Here is a 17,511-nt window from a genome sequence, read left to right as displayed (position 1 = left end):
TGCGTTCCCTGTACTTGCCCGCAAAGAAAGGAGGGGTGACTCACGTCACCCCGACCGGCAGATTACTTGAGTTGGGTAGAGGTGCCGTCGGCGTGCCACTGGAACACACCGAATTCAAACCCTTTCAGGTCGCCGTTGGGAGCCCAGCTGAGGGGGCCCATCACGGTATCGACCGGTGCGGCCTTGATGGCGGCGGCAACGGCAGCCGGGTCATCCTCACCCGCCTTGGCGATACCGGCAGCCAGGGTTTGCACCGCGGCATAGGTGGTCCACACGAACGGACCGGAGGAGTCCTGACCCTTGGCCTTGAACGCGGCAACCAGCGGGGCGTTGGCCGGCACCAGGTCGTACTTGTTCGGCAGGGTGACCAGCAGGCCTTCGGAAGCCGGGCCGCCGATGGCGGAGATGTCCTTGTTACCCACCCCTTCCGGCCCCATGAACTTGGCCTTCAGCCCCTTCTCGCCGGCCTGACGCAGGATCAGACCCAGCTCCGGGTGGTAGCCGCCGTAGTAGACGAAGTCGACGTTCTCTTTCTGCAGCTTGGCGATCAGGGCGGAGAAGTCCTTGTCGCCGGCGGTGATGCCTTCAAACGCCACCACCTTGACGCCGGCCTTGTCCAGCGCTGCTTTCACGCTGGAGGCGATGCCTTCACCGTACTGTTTCTTGTCGTGGATGACGGCCACGCGCTGGGGTTTGACCTGTTCGATGATGTATTTGGCGGCAGTCGGGCCCTGGTCGCTGTCCAGGCCGATGGTACGCAGCACCAGCTGATAGCCGCGCTCGGTGATCTTGGGGTTGGTGGAGGCGGGGGTGACCATCAGCACGCCTTCATCTTCATAGATGTCGGAGGCGGGCAGGGTGTTGTCGGAGCAGAGATGGCCGACCACGAACTTGACGCCGTCGTTGATCACCTTGTTGGCGACCGCCACGGCCTGTTTCGGGTCACAGGCATCGTCATAGATGACGGCTTCGATCTGCTTGCCCTTGATGCCGCCGGCCTTGTTGATCTGCTCGACCGCCATCTTGCCGCCGGTGAACTGCATGTCGCCGTACTGGGCGACCGGGCCAGTGACCGGACCGGCGATGCCGATCTTGATGGTATCCGCCGCGTGGACCAGTGAGACCGATCCGAACAGGGCCATAGAAACCGCTGCCCTGACTGCCATTTTGCTCAACTTATTCATCGATTCGTCCCTTAATCAGTGGATTGTTTCATTTTCCGTGTGCCATTCCGAACCGTGATCCCGCCAGTCCGGCAATAGGTATGGTTCTATCATTCCTCGCTGGGCAATAACAAGCTGTTAAAGATACTAACCAGAGAGGGGGTAATAGTGCTTTTTTGAAATAAATATCTAATTACAGTTATCTATTTAGAAGTTGATGCTGGTGATGGCAATTAACATCTTCTCAACAAGGCGCACTTTCGATAAATGATAGATGAAAAAACTGACGATATTTTACTCTGACGCTGCTCCCATTTTGACCAAAATCCGTTTGCGCAAATAGAAATGACCGCCTAGATTAGCCAGCATTGACAATTCATTGGCAGCACTCGTTAAAACCAAGCCTTTATTCGGGAAATCTGCTAATGTTCCGCCTTTGATCTTCAGGAGACAGAGATGGCCACTATCAAGGATGTCGCCTCCCGCGCAGGCGTATCCATCTCCACCGTCTCACATGTACTCAATCACACCCGTCGGGTCAGCGAAGACGCAACCCAAAAAGTGCTTGAGGCGGTGGCAGAACTCAACTACGCGCCCAACTCGGTAGCGCGCAGCCTCAAGATAAACTCGACCAAGACCATCGGCATGCTGGTGACCACCAGTGCCAACCCCTTCTTTGCGGAAGTGGTGCAGGGGGTGGAGGCGTACTGCTTCGAGCAGGGCTACAGCCTGATCCTCTGCAACACCGAGAACCAGCCGCCCCGTCAGCAGCACTACCTGCGCATGCTGATGGAGAAGCGGGTCGACGGTCTGCTGGTGTTGGGAACCGACATCGATACCCCGCTGCGCGACATGCTGCGCATCCACAAAAATGTGCCGCAAGTGGTGCTGGACTGGGGTACCGAGTGCGACTTTGCCAACGTCATCAATGACAACGCCCGCATCGGGGCACGCCTGGCCGTGCGTCATTTGCTGGAGCAGGGTCACCGCGACATCGTCTGCATCACCGGTCAGCTGGCCAAGCCGACCACCCAGCAGCGGCTGGACGGGGTGCGCGATGCCCTGGCCGAACAGGGGCTGACCCTGAAAGACGAGCAGATCTTCGAAGGGGATTACGAGAGCCAGAGCGGATTCGATGCCATGCAGCGGATCCTGGCGCTCAAGCCGCGGCCGACCGCGGTGTTCGCCTTCGACGATCCCATGGCGATCGGCGCCATCTGCGCCGCCTGGGAAGCCGGGGTCAAGGTGCCGGACGATATCTCCATGATCGGTTATGACGACGTGGAGATGGCGCGCTTCTCCAGCCCGCCGCTCACCACCATCCGCCACCCCAAGGCCGAGCTCGGCCTGCTGGCGGTGCAGCAGCTGGTGAGCCGGATCCGCAACAAGGAGCTGGAGGTCGAGTCGATGACGGTGCAGCCCGAGCTCATCGTCCGCCGCTCGGTCAAGTCCCTGCGCTGATCGCGCCACGGCAGAGCCAGCAACAAGAAAACCCCCTCGCCAGCGAGGGGGTTTTTGTTTGGCCCGCGTTTATTGCAGCGGCGGCCAGTACTCCTGGTTGGCGGCGATCAGGTCGTCCAGGATGGCTTTGGCCACCGAGGCGCTCGGCACCGTCTTGGAGAGGGTGATCGCCTGCCACAGCTTCTGATAGGAGCGCTCGATCCACGCCTCCACCACCAGCTTCTCGACGGCCACCTGCTGACCCATCATGCCCTGCTGGAACAGCGGGATGTTGCCCACCTGCAGCGGTTCGGGGCCGCTGCTGCCCACCAGGCAGGGGATCTCGACCATGGCCTCCGGGTCGAAGTTGGGGATGGCCCCCCGGTTCGGCACGATCAGCAGCATCCGCTCCTGGGTGTTGAAGGCGATGGCGGTGGCCAGATCCACTATGTAGGAGGCGTGCTCGTCGATCTCCAGCTCGCCGGCTGCGGCATTGCCGGCTGCCACGATGGCGCGGCAGGCGCTGAACACCTGCTTCTCGCGGTGCTCCATCACCTCGTTGGCGCGGGTGTGCTCAGGATTGGAGTGGGCCACCACATAGTCCGGGTAGAGGTAGTACTTCAGATAGGTGTTGGGCAGGGTGTCCGGATCAAGGGCCCACACGTCCCTGGCCTTGGCGAAGGTGTCGTTCCAGCTGGCCTCGGCGTGGCCGGCCTGCTTGGGCACATAGCCGTGTTTGGCCACGTGGGCCTTGATGGCCGGCATCAGGTCGTTGCCCGCCAGATCCTCGATGCGGGTCCACCAGCCGAAGTGGTTGAGGCCGTAGTAGCGCACCCGCATCTCCTTGCGTGACGGCAGGCCGGCGATCTGGGCCATCCGTCCCTCGATGCCGATGGGCATGTCGCAGATGTTGAGGATCCTGGCGTGGGGACGCAGGCGACGGGTCGCCTCGGCCACGATGGCGGCCGGGTTGGAGTAGTTCAGCATCCAGGCATCCGGCGAGTACTGCTCCATGTAGTCGACCAGCTCCAGCACGCCGCCGATGGAGCGCATGCCGTAGGCGATGCCGCCCGGGCCGCAGGTCTCCTGGCCGACCACGCCATGGCGCAGCGGGATCTTCTCGTCCAGCTCGCGCATGGGGTATTTGCCGACCCGAATGTGGGCCATGACGAAGTCCACCCCGCTGAAGGCCGCCTTGGGGTCGGTGCCGTAGCTGAAGGCAATGTCCGGGGCTCTCTCTTGGAGCAGGACGCGGCAGGCCTCGGCGATCACCTCCTGGCGGGCACCATCGTTGTCGTAGAACTTGATCTCCCGCAGCGGGAAGCGGTGCTGGTTCTCCAGCAGCATGAGAACGATGCCCGGGGTAAAGGTGCTGCCACCGCCGGCAATGACGACAGAGAATTTTTTCATGATCATGACTCCGTTACGAAAGAAGAGGAGGAGGGGGTGTTCATCAGGCTCTCCATGTTTTCCCTCAGCTGGGGCACATGCAGACCGATAATGATCTGGATGCTGTCACCGTGGCGAACCACGCCGTGGGCACCCAATTGTTTGAAAGCATCATCCGCTGCCGCCAGACCCGCATCGCGTAGCGATATGCGCAGCCGGGTAGCGCAGTTGTTCAGGCTGTTGATATTTTCAGCGCCACCGAGCGCCGCCAGAATATGGCCGGCAATATCATGGCCGCGCTGTTTTTTGGCGGCCTGATAATCGGCCTTGGAATACAGTTTTATTTCGCTTTCATCCCGTCCCGGGGTTTTCAAATTGAATTTCAGAATGAGCGTGCGGAATATCAGGAACCAGATCCCGGTAAAGGTCAGCCCGATGGCAATCTGGGTAAACATCATGCCGGCGTGATTGTGGAACATGGGGATCCAGTTCTGCGGCAGGAACTGGTCGAGCAGACCCCCGCCCATGTTGCCGACGACCCCGAACAGGTACATCACGGTCGCCATGGTGGCCGCCAGCAGGGCATGGATGGCGAACAGCAGCGGCGAGATGAAGAGGAAGGTGAACTCGAGCGGCTCGGTGATCCCCACCAGCATGGCGGTCAGGGTGGCCGGGATCAGCAGGCCGGCCACCTTAGCCTTGTTCTCTTTGGCGGCGGTGGCGTAGATGGCGAGCGCAATCCCCATGGCCCCGAAGATCTTGGAGTTGCCGTGCAGGGCGAAGCCGCCCTGGGGGAACAGCTCGATCAGCGGCCGGGTGCTCTGGCTGAACTCCAGCATGTGCTGGGCCCAGTAGAGCTGGATGCCGCCTTCCACCGCAGCCGGGCCGAAGATGAAGGGGCCGTAGATGAAGTGGTGCAGGCCGGTCGGGATCAGGATCCGCTCAAGGAAGGTGTAAACCCAGACGCCGAGCGGGCCGGAGACCAGCATGAACTCCTGCAGGGAGGCGATGCCCATCTGCACCTTGGGCCAGCCCAGCAGGGTCAGCCAGGCGCAGGGGATCATCACGAAGAAGGCGACGATGGTGACGAACGAGCTGCCCTGGAAGATGCCGAGAAAGACCGGCAACTGCCGATCGAACAGCCGGTTGTGCAGGGCGGTAACGATGCCGGAGATGGCGATGGCACCTATGATGCTGGTGTCCAGGGTCTTGATGCCGGCCACCATGGCCAGCCCGCTCTCGCCACCCACCGCCTGGTTGAAGTTGACCCCGAAATAGTCGCCCCAGGTCATCCCCATGGCATTGATGAAGTAGTTCCAGGTCATGAAGCTGACCAGCACGGAGAGGCAGGCACGGGCCTGAGCCTTGTTTGCCAGACCGATCGGCAGGCCGATGGCAAATATCAGCGGCATATTTCGAAATACTGTCCAGCCACCCTCTTCAATAATATGAACTATTTGAAAAAACAGTCCCTGAGGATTGGCCAGTGTCTCTCCCACGAACATGGGATTTTTCAGCATGATTGCAATGCCTACCACCATACCTGCGAATGGAAACAGTAATACAGGCGTAAACATTGCCCCGCCAAAACGTTGAATTTGACTGAGCATATAGCGTCCCTTTTTATTAGAGAATTGTCTGACTGCTGTTGTCGTATTGCTGAATTGAACCTAACAACAAGCGATAACCCCCTCATGAAATATGTGGTGGTTATGTGATCCGGCGCATGCACTTATTTAGACAAAGAGATCTAATTTTTGCGATATTGTTGTACGTCTTGTTTTTGTGACGTTTTTATCGGGTTGTTTGAATTTAAAGTTGTTTATTTTCAGCTGGTTGAAATAAAGGCGAGCGAATGGGTCGCCACCCCGGCTGGGTAAAGAGAGGTCTAGCAGTGATCTACAAATCGGTGGCGGATCGGTTGCGTATCCGGGTCAACGGGGCGGATTGCCGGGTGGGGGATGTCCTGCCGAGCGAGAAAACCCTGGCGAGTCAGTTCGGGGTATCGCGGATGACGGTGCGCAAGGCGGTGGACATGCTGATCGAGTGGGGGCTGGTGGAGCGACGCCACGGCAGCGGCACCTACGTGACCAAGAAGGACGTACAGCACGAGACCAAGGGGCTGAGCGGTTTCACCGAGCTGATGCGTGAACAGGGCCGCAGCCTGACCAGCGAGGTGCTGGAGTTTCGCACCATGCCGGCCCCGCCCGCCATCGCCAGCCAGCTCAGGATCAAGGTGAACGAGCCGGTCTACTTCTCCAACCGGGTGCGCTCGGTGGACGGCCGGGCCCTGCTGGTGGAGGAGAGCTACATGCCGGTGCGGCTGTTTCGCACCCTCTCGGTGGCCCATCTGGAGGGATCCAAGTTCGCCTACATCGAGAACGAGTGCCAGCTCCCCATCGCGGGCAACTACGAGAGCTTCAGCGCCGTGCTGGCCGACCGGCGCATGGCGGAGCTGCTGCACATCGAGCAGGGGGCGCCCATCCTGCGGCTCACCTCGCTCTCATACGGTGAGAACGGCGAGTTTCTCAACTACTCCATCATGTTCCGCAATGCCAACGACTATCACGTCGACTACCACCTGCGCCGCGCCCGCGGCTAGCCTGCCCCCACCTTGTTGCGTATGCCAACCCCCTCGCCAGCGAGGGGGTTTTTGTTTGATGGGCCCTGGATGGACGCCTCAGGCTTTGAGGCCGAGCCGCTTGGCGAGCCGGTGCAGGTTGCCGCTATCGAGTTCCAAGGCGCGGGCGGTGGCGGCCCAGTTGCCATCCTGAGTCGCCAGGGTCTGCTCGATCAGGGCGAGCTGGAAGGCGTCGGTGGCGGCCCTCAGCCCCAGGCCGGCGGGCATGGGGAGCTCGGCAAGCGCCACACTTGGGCTGGTGGACATGGGCAGGGCACCAGTGCCCAGATTGAAGTGGTGGCTGGCGAGGGTCGGGGCCTGGCTGCCCTGTTCGGCCCGTGCCAGCACGGCGGCGCGGTGGATGGCGTGCTCCAGCTCGCGCACGTTGCCGGGCCAGTCGTGCCCCTCGAGCAGTTGCAGCGCTTGTGGCTGGATACGCAGCTGCTCCAGCCCCAGGCTGAGCCGGCAGCGTTCGCAAAAATAACCGGCCAGCAGGGGAATGTCGCCGGGGCGCTCGCGCAGCGCCGGGGCGTGGATCGGGAACACGCTCAGCCGGTGGTAGAGGTCGGCCCGGAACTGCTCCTCGACCACCGCTTGTTTCAGATCCCGGTTGGTGGCCGCCAGGATGCGCACGTTCACCTTGAGCGGGGTATCGTCACCGATCCGCTGCAGATCGCCGTATTGCAGCACCCGCAGCAGCTTGGCCTGCAGCGGCAGAGAGAGCTCGCCGATCTCGTCGAGGAACAGGGTGCCCTGATCCGCCAGCTCGAACTTGCCCGCCCGGTTGTGGATGGCGCCGGTGAAGGCCCCCTTCACGTGGCCGAACAGCTCGCTCTCCGCCACGGATTCCGGCAGGGCGGCGCAGTTGAGGTAGACCAGCGGGGCCTTGGCACGCTGGGAACCGCGATGCACCGCCTTGGCGATCAGCTCCTTGCCGACCCCGGTCTCCCCCAGGATCAGCACGTTCAGCTCCGAGCTGGCCACCACCTCGATCTCGTGGCGCAGCCGGGCCATGGCGGGGGACTGGCCGATCATCTCCGGTTGCTCAGGGCCGGGCCGGGTGCCGGGGACCAGCGGCTCGCTGCTCTGGCGGGCGAGCCGCTCCAGCAGCAGGGCGTTGTTGAGGGCGGCGGCGGCCAGGGCGCCCACCAGCCGCAGCTCCTCGTCGCTGATGGCGTCGAACTGGGTCGGGTTCATGCCGTCTATGGTCAGCGCGCCGATCAGCGCCTGATCCGAGAACAGCGGCAGGCCGACGCAGGCGTGCACCTTGAAGTCGTCGTGATCCGGCAGCAGGCCGTCATAGGGGTCGGGCAGGCTGCTGTCGGCAGGGAAGCGCACCACGTCGCCGGCGCGGGCGATGGCCTCCATGCGCGGGTGATCCTTGAGGGCGAAGCGGCGCCCCAGCACGTCCTGCATCAGGCCGTCGATGGCGAGCGGGATGAACTGGCCCCCCTCGTAGCGCAGCAGGGCCGAGGCATCCGAGTTCAGCAGGCTGCGCACGCTCTGGATCAGGCGGTGGAAGCGGTCCTGATGGGAGATGCCGAGTTGCAGGTCGAGGGCGATGCGCGCCAGGCTGTCGGTCGAGATCACGATGATTGTCCAAATGACAGTGTATTTGTGATTTTGACTATATGCGGTGATTGTCTAAATGACAATTTCTGGTTTTTGTTACCAATAAAAACAACAAGTTATAGGTTGGCACGCCCGCTGCAATAGCCAGTTCAGTCGAACATCCACTATTGCATTCGAGGAACTGCCTGATGAGCATTCACGTCAAGAACAACATCCACTGGGTCGGCCAACGGGACTGGGAGGTGCGCGACTTCCACGGCACCGAGTACAAGACCCACAAGGGCACCAGCTACAACAGCTACCTCATCCGCGAAGGGAAAAACGTGCTGATCGACACCGTCGATCACAAGTTCAGTCGCGAGTTCGTGCAGAACCTGGCGGCACAGATCGATCTCGCCGCCATCGACTATGTGGTGATCAACCACGCCGAGGAGGATCATGCCGGCGCCCTGACCGAGCTGATGGCCCGCATCCCCGGCACCCCCATCTACTGCACCCACAACGCCATCGACTCCATCACAGGCCATCATCACCACCCGGAGTGGAACTTCCACCCGGTCAAGACCGGTGACAGCCTGGACATCGGCAACGGCAAGCAGCTGGTATTTATCGAGACCCCCATGCTGCACTGGCCCGACAGCATGATGACCTATATGACCGAGGATGCGGTGCTCTTCTCCAACGACGCCTTCGGCCAGCACTACTGCGACGAGCACCTGTTCAACGACGAGGTGGATCAGACCGAGCTGATGGAGCAGTGCCAGCGCTACTACGCCAACATCCTCACCCCCTTCAGCCCCCTGGTGACCGCCAAGATCAAGGAAGTGCTGGGCTTCAACCTGCCGGTGAGCATGGTGGCCACCTCCCACGGCATCGTCTGGCGTGAGGACCCCACCCAGATCATCCTGAAATACCTGGAGTGGGCCGACAACTATCAGGAAGATCGCATCACCCTCTTCTACGACTCCATGTCCAACAACACCCGCATGATGGCCGACGCCATCGCCCAGGGCATCCACGAGGTGGACCCCGGCGTCGCGGTGAAGATCTACAACGTGGCCCGCCACGACAAGAACGAGATCCTGACCCAGGTGTTCCGCTCCAAGGGGATACTGGTGGGCTCCTCCACCATGAACAACGTCATGATGCCCAAGGTGGCGGGCATGCTCGAAGAGATCACCGGCCTGCGTTTTCGCAACAAGCGCGCCTCGGCCTTCGGCAGCTATGGCTGGACCGGTGGCGCGGTGGACCGGATCCAGACCCGGCTGATGGACGCTGGCTTCGACATCAGCCTCTCCCTCAAGGCCAAGTGGCGCCCGGATGGCTCGGCGCTGGCCGAATGCCGCGAGCACGGCCGCCAGCTCGCCCGTCAGTGGGCGCTGCACCCGCTGGACGCGCCCCGTCCGATCACCACAACCCAGGCGACGCCTGCCCCCGTGGGACCCGCTGCTGTGGTTGCAGAGCCGAAAGCTGCCCCGGCGGCTGAATGGGACGACGATCAGGCCATGCTCTGCACCGTCTGCCAGTGGGTCTACGACCCGGCCCAGGGCGAGCCGGATCAGCTGGTGGCACCGGGCACCCCCTGGGCCCGGGTGCCGGACAGCTTCCTCTGCCCGGGCTGCGGCATCGGCAAGGAGGTGTTCGAACCCTGCGCCGTGGAGGCCTGCGTATGAGCGCCGTCCCCAGCAGTGACGAGATAGTGGTGATCGGCAGCGGCTTCGCCGCCCAGCAGCTGGTCAAGAGCCTGCGCAAGCTGGACGCCGAGCAGCCCATCCGCCTCATCACCGCCGACAGCGGCGACGAGTACAACAAGCCGGACTTGAGCCACGTGGTGAGCCGGGGCTGCCCTGCCGCGGCCATGACCCGCCAGAGCGGCAGCGACTTTGCCGAGCAGCAGCGCATCGCACTGCTGCCCCACTGCCCGGTGCATGGCATCGACCCTGCCCGGCGGTTGGTGCTGACCGAACGAGGGGAATTCCCCTACGGCAAGCTGGTGCTGGCCACCGGGGCCAGTGCGGCGCGGCCCGATCTGCCGGGCAGCGAATCCCTCGTCACCCTCAACAGCCAGCAGGAGTATGCCGCCGCCGAGGGGGCAATCCAGCAGGCCCGCCGCATCCTGGTGCTGGGGGCGGGGTTGATTGGCTGCGAGCTGGCGATGGACATGGCGAGTGCGGGCAAGGAGGTGACGCTGGTGGATCTGGCCGACAGCCCGCTCAGCGCCCTGCTGCCCGCCGCCCTGACCCAGCCGCTGCAGCAGGCGCTGCGCAGCCAGGGGGTCAACCTGCAATTCGGGACGGGTCTCGCCAGGATAGACGCCCAGCCCGGCGATGGCTGGCGCGCCACCCTGACCGACGGGCGAAACTGCGAGCAGGATCTGGTGATCGCCGCGATCGGCCTTCGGCCGAATCTGACCCTGGCCCGGCAAGCCGGGCTGGCAGTGGAGCGCGGCATCCGGGTCGACGATCGGCTGCAGACCAGCGACCCCCATATCTTCGCGCTGGGGGATTGCGTGCAGTGGCAAGGTCAGCTGCTTCCCTTCCTGCAACCCATAGTGCTGGGGGCCAATGCGCTGGCGCGCACCCTGCTCGGCACGCCGACCCCGCTGGCCCTGCCGCCCATGCTGGTGAAGGTGAAGACGCCGCGTTATCCCTTGCAGTTGGCCGGCCGCACCAAGGGCGAGGATCTCGCCTGGCAGTGCCGCTGGAACAGCCACGGCATGGTGGCCGAGGCGCGCGACCAAGCCGACGAGCTGTGCGGCTTCGTGGTGGGGGGCGACCAGATGAGCGCCGCCTTCCCGCTGCTGCGTCAGCTGCCCCGTTAACCCCTTTCATTGCACCGGCCGGGTCGACCCGGTCACTCGAGGAGAACTGATATGGCCATGCAACTGATTCCGTCTCACTGGATAGTACGCCGCTCCCCCCCCTTCTTCACCCGCCAGAATGTGCCCCAGGCCCTGCTCACCCACTACAACACCGCGGCCTGGGTGTTCGGCCAGCTCTGCGTGATGGCGGGTACCGTCACCTACCATGGCTTCGCCGACGAGCAGGCCGAGCAGCCTGAGCTCACCATGGTGATCCGGGCCGGGGAGTTTGCCACCAGCCCGCCCCGGTACTGGCACAGGGTCGAGCTGTCGGAGGATGCCCGCTTCAACATCCACTTCTGGGCCGAGCAGGCAGAATCCGACCAGCCGCTGTTCAACAGCCGCAAGGCATAAGGGCCAAACATGGGGAGGGTCATCGGGCGCGAATGTCCCCTCTGCCCATGCAGATCAAAATAATCAATTCAGATGTCCGTTATCCTTGCCGCCAGTGGTGGATGAGGCAGTGAGGGAAACATGAGCGTGATCGAAGCCGTGACCATGGCCGCCGGCCTGGCCTATCTGGTGCTGCTGGCGTGGCAGGCGCGAGCGGGCTGGCAGTGGTGTCTTGCCCTCGGCCTGCTGCTCATGCTCTGGTTGCTGGCGGCGGACAGCCTGCTCTGGCTCGGCGTGGGACTGGTGGCCGGTGCGCTTGCCCTCTGGCACCAGCGGCGACCGCTGCCCGCCCTCGAGGCGCTCGACAGCCAATGGCTGCGGGCACGCACGCGCCAGCTGCTGTTGCTCTGCTGGGGGTTGGTGACGCTGCAGTACGGCCTGCATGTCTGGCAGCTGGGGCAGGGGATGAGCCCCTGGCTGGTGCGCCCAGACGTGGTGGACGGCTTCCTGCCCATCGCCGGCGGACTCGGGCTGCGGGCCTGGCTCGGGCAGGGGTTGGTGGATCCGCACCATCCGGCGGCCACCGTCACCGTGCTGGTGCTCTCGCTGTCGGCCTTGCTGCTGGGGCGGGCGTTCTGTGCCTGGTTCTGCCCGCTCGGGCTGGTGGGGGAGTGGCTGCACGGCCTGCGCAGTCGCCTGTTGCCGGGGGAGTGGACGCCGCCGCGCTGGCTCGATGTCGTATTGCGCGGCCAGAAGTTTCTGGTGCTCGCATTCCTGCTGTTTATCGTGCTGATCGCGGTGCCAGACGCCGCCCTGCCCGGCTACTTCACCAGCCCCTACCATCAGGCGGCGGACATGAAGATGGGGGCCTTCTTCTTCAACCTGACCTTGATCTCGGGCCTCTGCCTTGGCTGGGTGCTGCTGCTCACCGCCACCTTCCGGCAAGGGTTCTGCCGCTATCTCTGCCCCTATGGCGCCTGGCTCGCTCTGCTGGGGTTGCTGACACCGCTGCGCATCCGCCGCGACCCGGCCCGCTGCCTGCGCAGTGCGGGCCACGACTGCGACAAGTGCAGCCGGGCCTGCCCGTCGCGCATCCAGGTACACCAGCTCATTGCGGTGCGCAGCCTCGAGTGCACCAGCTGCCTGAGCTGCGTGGCCGCCTGCCCCAAGCGGGCCGATGCGCTGCATCTTGGCACACCACGGCGCAGGCTCAGTCCTCCACGCTTGCTGGGGCTGCTCTGCCTGTTGCTGCTGGTGTTGCCACTGCTTTGTTATGGCCTGCTGGGGATCTGGGCCAGCCAGACACCGCTCGAGGTGCGGGCTCAGCTGCTGCAACTGCTGCCGCAGTTGACCCATTGAATACCGACACACCGGTCAAAGGCGGTCTGCCCAGGGGGTCGGGTTGCCTGAAAAATGCACCCAAATTTGATACCTGAGGGGGAGCAGGGTAAAGTCCCTTCCCCGACATGGCGGCTTTGCAGCCGTGCCGGACCGGCAGTCAGCCCTGAGCGCACCTCGCTTCCCCTTCGAAGCAGCCAGCGCCGGGCGCCGGCACCTAGATGAGCGCGATCTACCATGACAACCGGCGTAGCAAATGCAACGGTCCGCGGTCGCGATCAGATCCACAATCGTCTTTGGAGAAGTAAATGGGACAGAAACCATCGTTGGTAGGCGGGGCATGCATCATTGCCGGCGTCTGTGTCGGGGCTGGCATGCTGGGTTTGCCGAGTGCGGGGGCGGGTGCCTGGACCCTCTGGTCGGTACTGGCCATCACCCTGACCATGATAGTGATGACAGTCTCCGGCTGGATGCTGCTGGAGTCCTATCAGGGTTATCCGCTGCGCGTGTCGTTCGATACCGTCACCCGTGAGCTGCTGGGGGAGAAAGTCAACGCCTTCAACAACCTCACCGTCTATTTCGTCGGCGGCATCCTGCTCTACGCCTACATCACCTCGGCCGGCCTCATCATAGACGGCATGACCGGCATCGGCAGCCAGTGGGCTTCCATCCTGTTTACCCTGGGCTTCTCCGGCCTGGTGTGGCACTCCACCCGGGCGGTGGATCGCATCTCAGTGGTGCTGGTCATCGCTATGGGGCTGAGCTTCGTGTTTGGCATCTCGGGGCTTTCCATCAACATCAAGCCGACCCTGCTGTTCGACACTCTGAGCCAGCACGCCAGCTATGCCCCCTATGCGCTGGCCATGCTGCCGGTGGCGCTCACCTCGTTCGGCTATCACCACTCGGTGTCGTCCATGCGCGCCTACTACGGTGAAGAGCGCCGTGCCCGCTACGCCATCCTCGGCGGCACCGCCATCGCGCTGCTGTTCTATCTCATCTGGCTGGTGAGCGTGTTCGGCAACCTGCCGCGCAGCGAGTTCGGGCCCGTGGTGGCGCAGGGCGGCAACGTCGACGTGCTGCTCAAGGCGCTGGCTTCGGTGATTGAATCTGAGGCGGTCGCCAGCGCCCTCAACGCCTTCTCCATGGCGGCGATCCTCTCCTCCTTCATCGGGGTTGGGCTGGGGGTGTTCGACTATCTGGCGGATCTGTTCAAGTTCGACAACAGCCGCCAGGGCCGCGCCAAGTCGTGGGCCGCCACCTTCCTGCCGCCGCTGCTGCTCTCCCTGCTGTTCCCGTTCGGCTTCCTGATGGCCATCGGCTACGCGGGCGCCGTGGCCACCCTGTGGACCTGTATCATCCCGGCGCTGCTGGCCTGGAAGGTGCGCGCCGGCAAGCAGGAGGGCAAGGACGAGGGTTTCCGCGCACCGGGCGGCATGCTGATGATCGTCGGCGTCTTCCTGTTCGGGGTGCTGACCGCCGCCTTCCACCTGCTCAACATGGCGGGCCTGCTGCCGGTCTATACCGGCTGAAGGGGCTGAATTCCCCCGGTCTGCCGCGGCAGGCTGCGACAAAAAACGGCGCCTGATGGCGCCGTTTTGCATGCCAGATTGTGACTTAGACAGACAGGTTGGGGTTGGGCGGGCTGGCCGGCTGGCGGGTGTGCACTATAGTTTGGTTCTTTTTGGAGCCAAAACAGGAGCTGGCTATGGCATGGACTATCGATGATTCCCAACCCCGCATCCTCTACAACAAGGACAAGCACGTAGCCGTGACGGCGTCGGCCATGAGCAAGTACCACGAGTGGCGACGGGAGATAGTGCGAGGCACGGACCCTAAGAATGCCGCCGACAAGGTGGGCGACATGCACTACGAACAGCTGGGCGGCAAGCACAAGGGGATCTACACGATCCGCCTCAGTCAGGAGCACAGGGTCGCCTTTACCATCAACAGCACCCTGCAGCAGGTCAGCGTAATCAGCATTGGTGGCCATTTTCCGCCGGGCTGATGCAGCAGACAGAGACGAAATGGCGCCTTGCGGCGCCGTTTTTATTGGCTTTCAGCCGCCGCACAGCCGGGCTGTGGGTGGCGTGGTCAGCAGTGGGTCATGCGGCATTGCTATGGGCGAGTCAGATCTGGCCAATCTCGCGGGCGGCATGTACCAACTGCTCCAGCTGATGATGGATCTGGCCGCGATCGAGTTGTTGTAGTGGCTGACGACTCCAGAGTACCGGGGTCAGGCTATCCGGATCGAATGCCAGAACCGGTTTGCAGGGGTCCTGGCTAAACAGGTTCTGGGCTGCGGCTTGTGCGCTGGTGGCGGCTTCCAGGCGGGTAAACATCAGCAGGTAGTTGGCCGGGTGTTCGGTCAGGTGGTAGGTATGCTCGCCGATCTGCAGGCTGGTGACGCTCTCTTCCTGTGCTGGCATGGGGAGAGAGAGGGAAAGAAACAGCTGATGGAGGGCTGCGTGATAAAGAGGGTTCATCGAGGGCTCCAAGTTGGTGATGGGGCAATTAGAGCAGCTCACCGGTGACGACACTGTTAATGGTGGCTCTGTTTTTTTAGCTTTCCGGCTGGCGGGGCGGTGTGCCGCGTTCAGTGCAAAAATCCCGACCACTCGCGATAGTCCGCACCCACTGCCTCTCCTAGACTGGCCACGACACATCACGAGAAGATAAACGCCATGCAGATTCAAACACATACCAGCGGCTTGCAGGCCGTCGCCCAGCACAATGACGCTACAGCGGAGGTTGGCCGACTGGGCCAGCTGGAGGCTCGTCAGGTTGCTACCAGTCAGGATGCCCTTCAGCTGGGCAACCGCAGTGAACCGCAAAAAGGACAGGGGCTGCTGTCCCGTTTGGGGGCCCAGTTGGCCCGTCCGTTTGTGGCGCTGAAAGAGTGGATCGGCAATCTGCTGGGGGCCCGTACCGAGGCACCCGCCCACTCTGCCCCACCTGCAGACAGCCTCTCCCTGGCCGATCAAAAGCGTCTGCTGCTGCAAAAGGCATTGCCCTTTACCCTGGGCGGCCTCGATAAGGCGAACGAGCTCAATAACATAGATGCACAGCAGTTGGGGCAGGAACATGCCCGGCTGGCGACCGGCAATGGCGCTCTGCGCTCGCTGGCAACCTCACTGAACGGGATCAAGGATGGCTCCATGCGGCAGGAGAGCCAAACCTTGGCGGCCGGGTTGCTTGAACGTCCCATCGCCGGCATCCCGCTCCAGCAATGGGGGACTGTGGGTGGCAAGGTGACGAAGTTGATCGCCAACGCGACTCCGGAGCAGTTACAAGAGGCAATGAGCCAGCTGCACGCAGTGATGGCGGAAGTGGCCGATCTGCAACGCGCGGTCAAGGCCGAGGTTGCCGGTGAACCATTGCCAGCTGCCTCCAGTGCCGAGGTTGTGGCGGCCCCACATGGTGAGGCCAAGCCTGCCGCCCGTGAAACCGTCGCCATGGCGCGCCAGACCGAGGTCACCGGTTACAAGCAGGCGCTGGAGCTCATCAGCTACCAGGCCAGCTATCTGCTGCGGGATCAGGCTTCGACCGAGGTTACCCTGAGCAGTGATGACCTCAATGCCTTGCACCAACATATTGCCGATGGCTCCATCAATGGCTCCCATATGGCCAAGCTGCAAACCCGAGGTGATCTGCAGATCCTGCGTACATTGGCGCTCTCTCTTGCGAGCGGCAGCGATGCCAATGGCGCTTCTCTGGGCAATGCACTCGACAGTCTCGCCTCGGCGCGTCCCAACCAGCGGTTGGTGCTGGGCGGTCTGATGCAGTTTGCAGGTCAGACCGACCAGGCATGGGCAGACCAGACCGCCGGCAAGCCGGAAGATCGACTCGATGCGGGGGCAAGACTGCGCTTTGACACCGGCCACATGAAGGCTGAACTGGCCCGCCTTGATGACAGTGCGGCGCGGCAGGTGCTGCAACAGCTGGAGGGGGATTTTGGTGATCGAGCCAAGGCTGTCTGTGATTTCGCGGTGGCACAGGTCTCTACCTTTGCCGACAGCGAGAGCAGCCCGGAAGCCGTATTGGTCTCCCGCTTGACCCGTATGGGCAATCTGGTGGGCAGCCTGACCGACGAACTCAAGACACGTCTTCAGCTGCCCGAGTCAGCACGCGGTGAGCCGACCATGATCGACTCCGTCAGCCAGCTGACTCCGCTGGAGCTGGCGGCTCTGGCCCATATCGGTGTCGGGGCCGACTATCTGTAACAAGCTTGCTCGTTACCCATAAGGCAAGATTCATGGCGTTAAAACGGACACCTTCTGGTGTCCGTTTTTTTATGGGTGTCGGCAACCGACCGCATGGCTAGCGGTAGCGGGCGGCAGTGATGAACTGGCCGAAGGTCTCGCACCAGATGATCACGCTGTCGTAGTCGGCCGGGTTTACGTCGGCAGGGAGGGGGACGATAAAGTTGTCGAAAGTCTTCACCGGCCCGATCTTCACCATCTTCTCCTTCTGGCGGGCAAAGTCGGCCTCGGTCTCGACGAAGGTGGGCGACAGGTAGAGCTGGTAGTCGGGGCCAGGCGCCAGCCTGCCCATCAGGCTGATGGCATCGGGCCCTATGCTGACCTGCCCCTCACCCCAGTGCAGCCGGTCGCTGTCTTGCAGATCCCGGCGAAAGGTGCCGTGAAAACTGGCCTGGGCCTGCCGGGCGGCAACCTTTTCGTTGGCGGGGGCTGGCGGGGCGATCAGGATCGGCAGGGCATAGATGCCGGCCGCAAAGCCGGCGGCGCCCACCAGCAGATGGCTGGCCAGCAGCAGGGCCAGGGTCTTGCGTTGCATAA

General features: G+C 62.9%; 15 protein-coding genes. 9 read left to right on the top strand and 6 right to left on the bottom strand.

The window, feature by feature from the left end:
- Positions 1-62: 62 nt before the first annotated feature.
- Positions 63-1,184 (bottom strand): branched-chain amino acid ABC transporter substrate-binding protein, encoded by a 1,122-nt coding sequence (locus AB5Y94_RS08690; protein WP_005307334.1) that lies wholly within the window; start codon positions 1,182-1,184, stop codon positions 63-65.
- Positions 1,185-1,619: 435 nt separating this feature from the next.
- Between AB5Y94_RS08690 and AB5Y94_RS08685 the strand changes: the two genes are divergently transcribed.
- Entirely contained in the window at positions 1,620-2,624 is a 1,005-nt protein-coding gene (locus tag AB5Y94_RS08685; protein ID WP_024942236.1) for a substrate-binding domain-containing protein, read from the top strand.
- A 69-nt stretch (positions 2,625-2,693) separates the two neighbouring features.
- Here the strand turns inward: AB5Y94_RS08685 and AB5Y94_RS08680 are convergent, their stop codons facing one another.
- The gene (locus AB5Y94_RS08680; protein ID WP_368205353.1) at positions 2,694-4,013 is read right to left on the bottom strand and encodes a 6-phospho-alpha-glucosidase; all 1,320 of its coding nucleotides are present in this window, start codon (positions 4,011-4,013) and stop codon (positions 2,694-2,696) included.
- A 2-nt stretch (positions 4,014-4,015) separates the two neighbouring features.
- The gene (locus tag AB5Y94_RS08675) at positions 4,016-5,602 is read right to left on the bottom strand and encodes an alpha-glucoside-specific PTS transporter subunit IIBC (protein WP_368205352.1); all 1,587 of its coding nucleotides are present in this window, start codon (positions 5,600-5,602) and stop codon (positions 4,016-4,018) included.
- A 284-nt stretch (positions 5,603-5,886) separates the two neighbouring features.
- Here AB5Y94_RS08675 and AB5Y94_RS08670 point away from each other — a divergent pair, with 284 nt between their 5' ends.
- Positions 5,887-6,594, top strand: a complete 708-nt coding sequence (locus tag AB5Y94_RS08670; protein WP_010635556.1) for a GntR family transcriptional regulator — start codon at positions 5,887-5,889, stop codon at positions 6,592-6,594.
- 78 nt (positions 6,595-6,672) lie between these two features.
- On the opposite strand, the gene norR is transcribed toward AB5Y94_RS08670, so the two are convergent.
- A complete protein-coding gene (gene norR, locus AB5Y94_RS08665; RefSeq protein ID WP_368205351.1) occupies positions 6,673-8,202 on the bottom strand; it encodes a nitric oxide reductase transcriptional regulator NorR in 1,530 nt (509 codons plus the stop codon).
- Positions 8,203-8,372: 170 nt separating this feature from the next.
- On the opposite strand from norR, the gene norV reads away from it, so the two are divergent.
- The 6 genes from norV to AB5Y94_RS08635 all read left to right on the top strand — a co-directional run bounded on the left by norV (position 8,373) and on the right by AB5Y94_RS08635 (position 14,720).
- Positions 8,373-9,857 carry an anaerobic nitric oxide reductase flavorubredoxin gene (norV, locus tag AB5Y94_RS08660; protein ID WP_368205350.1) on the top strand — a complete coding sequence of 495 codons (1,485 nt, stop codon included), beginning with the start codon at positions 8,373-8,375 and terminating at the stop codon, positions 9,855-9,857.
- A complete protein-coding gene (gene norW, locus AB5Y94_RS08655; protein ID WP_368205349.1) occupies positions 9,854-11,005 on the top strand; it encodes an NADH:flavorubredoxin reductase NorW in 1,152 nt (383 codons plus the stop codon). Before norV ends, norW begins: the two co-directional genes overlap by 4 nt.
- 51 nt (positions 11,006-11,056) lie before the next feature.
- On the top strand, positions 11,057-11,398 hold the full coding sequence (locus AB5Y94_RS08650; protein WP_368205348.1) for a DUF1971 domain-containing protein: 342 nt from the start codon (positions 11,057-11,059) through the stop codon (positions 11,396-11,398).
- A gap of 120 nt (positions 11,399-11,518) precedes the next feature.
- Positions 11,519-12,736, top strand: coding sequence for a 4Fe-4S binding protein (locus tag AB5Y94_RS08645; RefSeq protein ID WP_368205347.1), 1,218 nt, complete (start codon positions 11,519-11,521; stop codon positions 12,734-12,736).
- Positions 12,737-13,023: 287 nt separating this feature from the next.
- On the top strand, positions 13,024-14,244 hold the full coding sequence (locus AB5Y94_RS08640) for an aromatic amino acid transporter (RefSeq protein ID WP_279462802.1): 1,221 nt from the start codon (positions 13,024-13,026) through the stop codon (positions 14,242-14,244).
- 176 nt (positions 14,245-14,420) lie between these two features.
- Positions 14,421-14,720 carry a hypothetical protein gene (locus AB5Y94_RS08635; RefSeq protein ID WP_005307369.1) on the top strand — a complete coding sequence of 100 codons (300 nt, stop codon included), beginning with the start codon at positions 14,421-14,423 and terminating at the stop codon, positions 14,718-14,720.
- Positions 14,721-14,841: 121 nt separating this feature from the next.
- Here AB5Y94_RS08635 and AB5Y94_RS08630 read toward each other — a convergent pair whose 3' ends face one another.
- Positions 14,842-15,198, bottom strand: a complete 357-nt coding sequence (locus AB5Y94_RS08630; RefSeq protein WP_005307376.1) for a CesT family type III secretion system chaperone — start codon at positions 15,196-15,198, stop codon at positions 14,842-14,844.
- A gap of 198 nt (positions 15,199-15,396) precedes the next feature.
- Here AB5Y94_RS08630 and AB5Y94_RS08625 point away from each other — a divergent pair, with 198 nt between their 5' ends.
- Complete coding sequence (locus AB5Y94_RS08625) at positions 15,397-16,935, top strand: AexT-like T3SS ADP-ribosyltransferase toxin (protein WP_368205346.1); 1,539 nt, start codon at positions 15,397-15,399, stop codon at positions 16,933-16,935.
- A 97-nt stretch (positions 16,936-17,032) separates the two neighbouring features.
- On the opposite strand, the gene AB5Y94_RS08620 is transcribed toward AB5Y94_RS08625, so the two are convergent.
- Positions 17,033-17,509 (bottom strand): DM13 domain-containing protein, encoded by a 477-nt coding sequence (locus AB5Y94_RS08620; RefSeq protein ID WP_368205345.1) that lies wholly within the window; start codon positions 17,507-17,509, stop codon positions 17,033-17,035.
- Between the last annotated feature and the right edge of the window lie 2 nt (positions 17,510-17,511).

This window comes from Aeromonas sp. s5 (assembly GCF_040907865.1).
GTDB lineage: Bacteria > Pseudomonadota > Gammaproteobacteria > Enterobacterales > Aeromonadaceae > Aeromonas > Aeromonas dhakensis.
The sequence above is the reverse complement of the archived record's forward strand: the minus strand, read 5'-3'. Positions and strand labels throughout refer to the sequence as shown.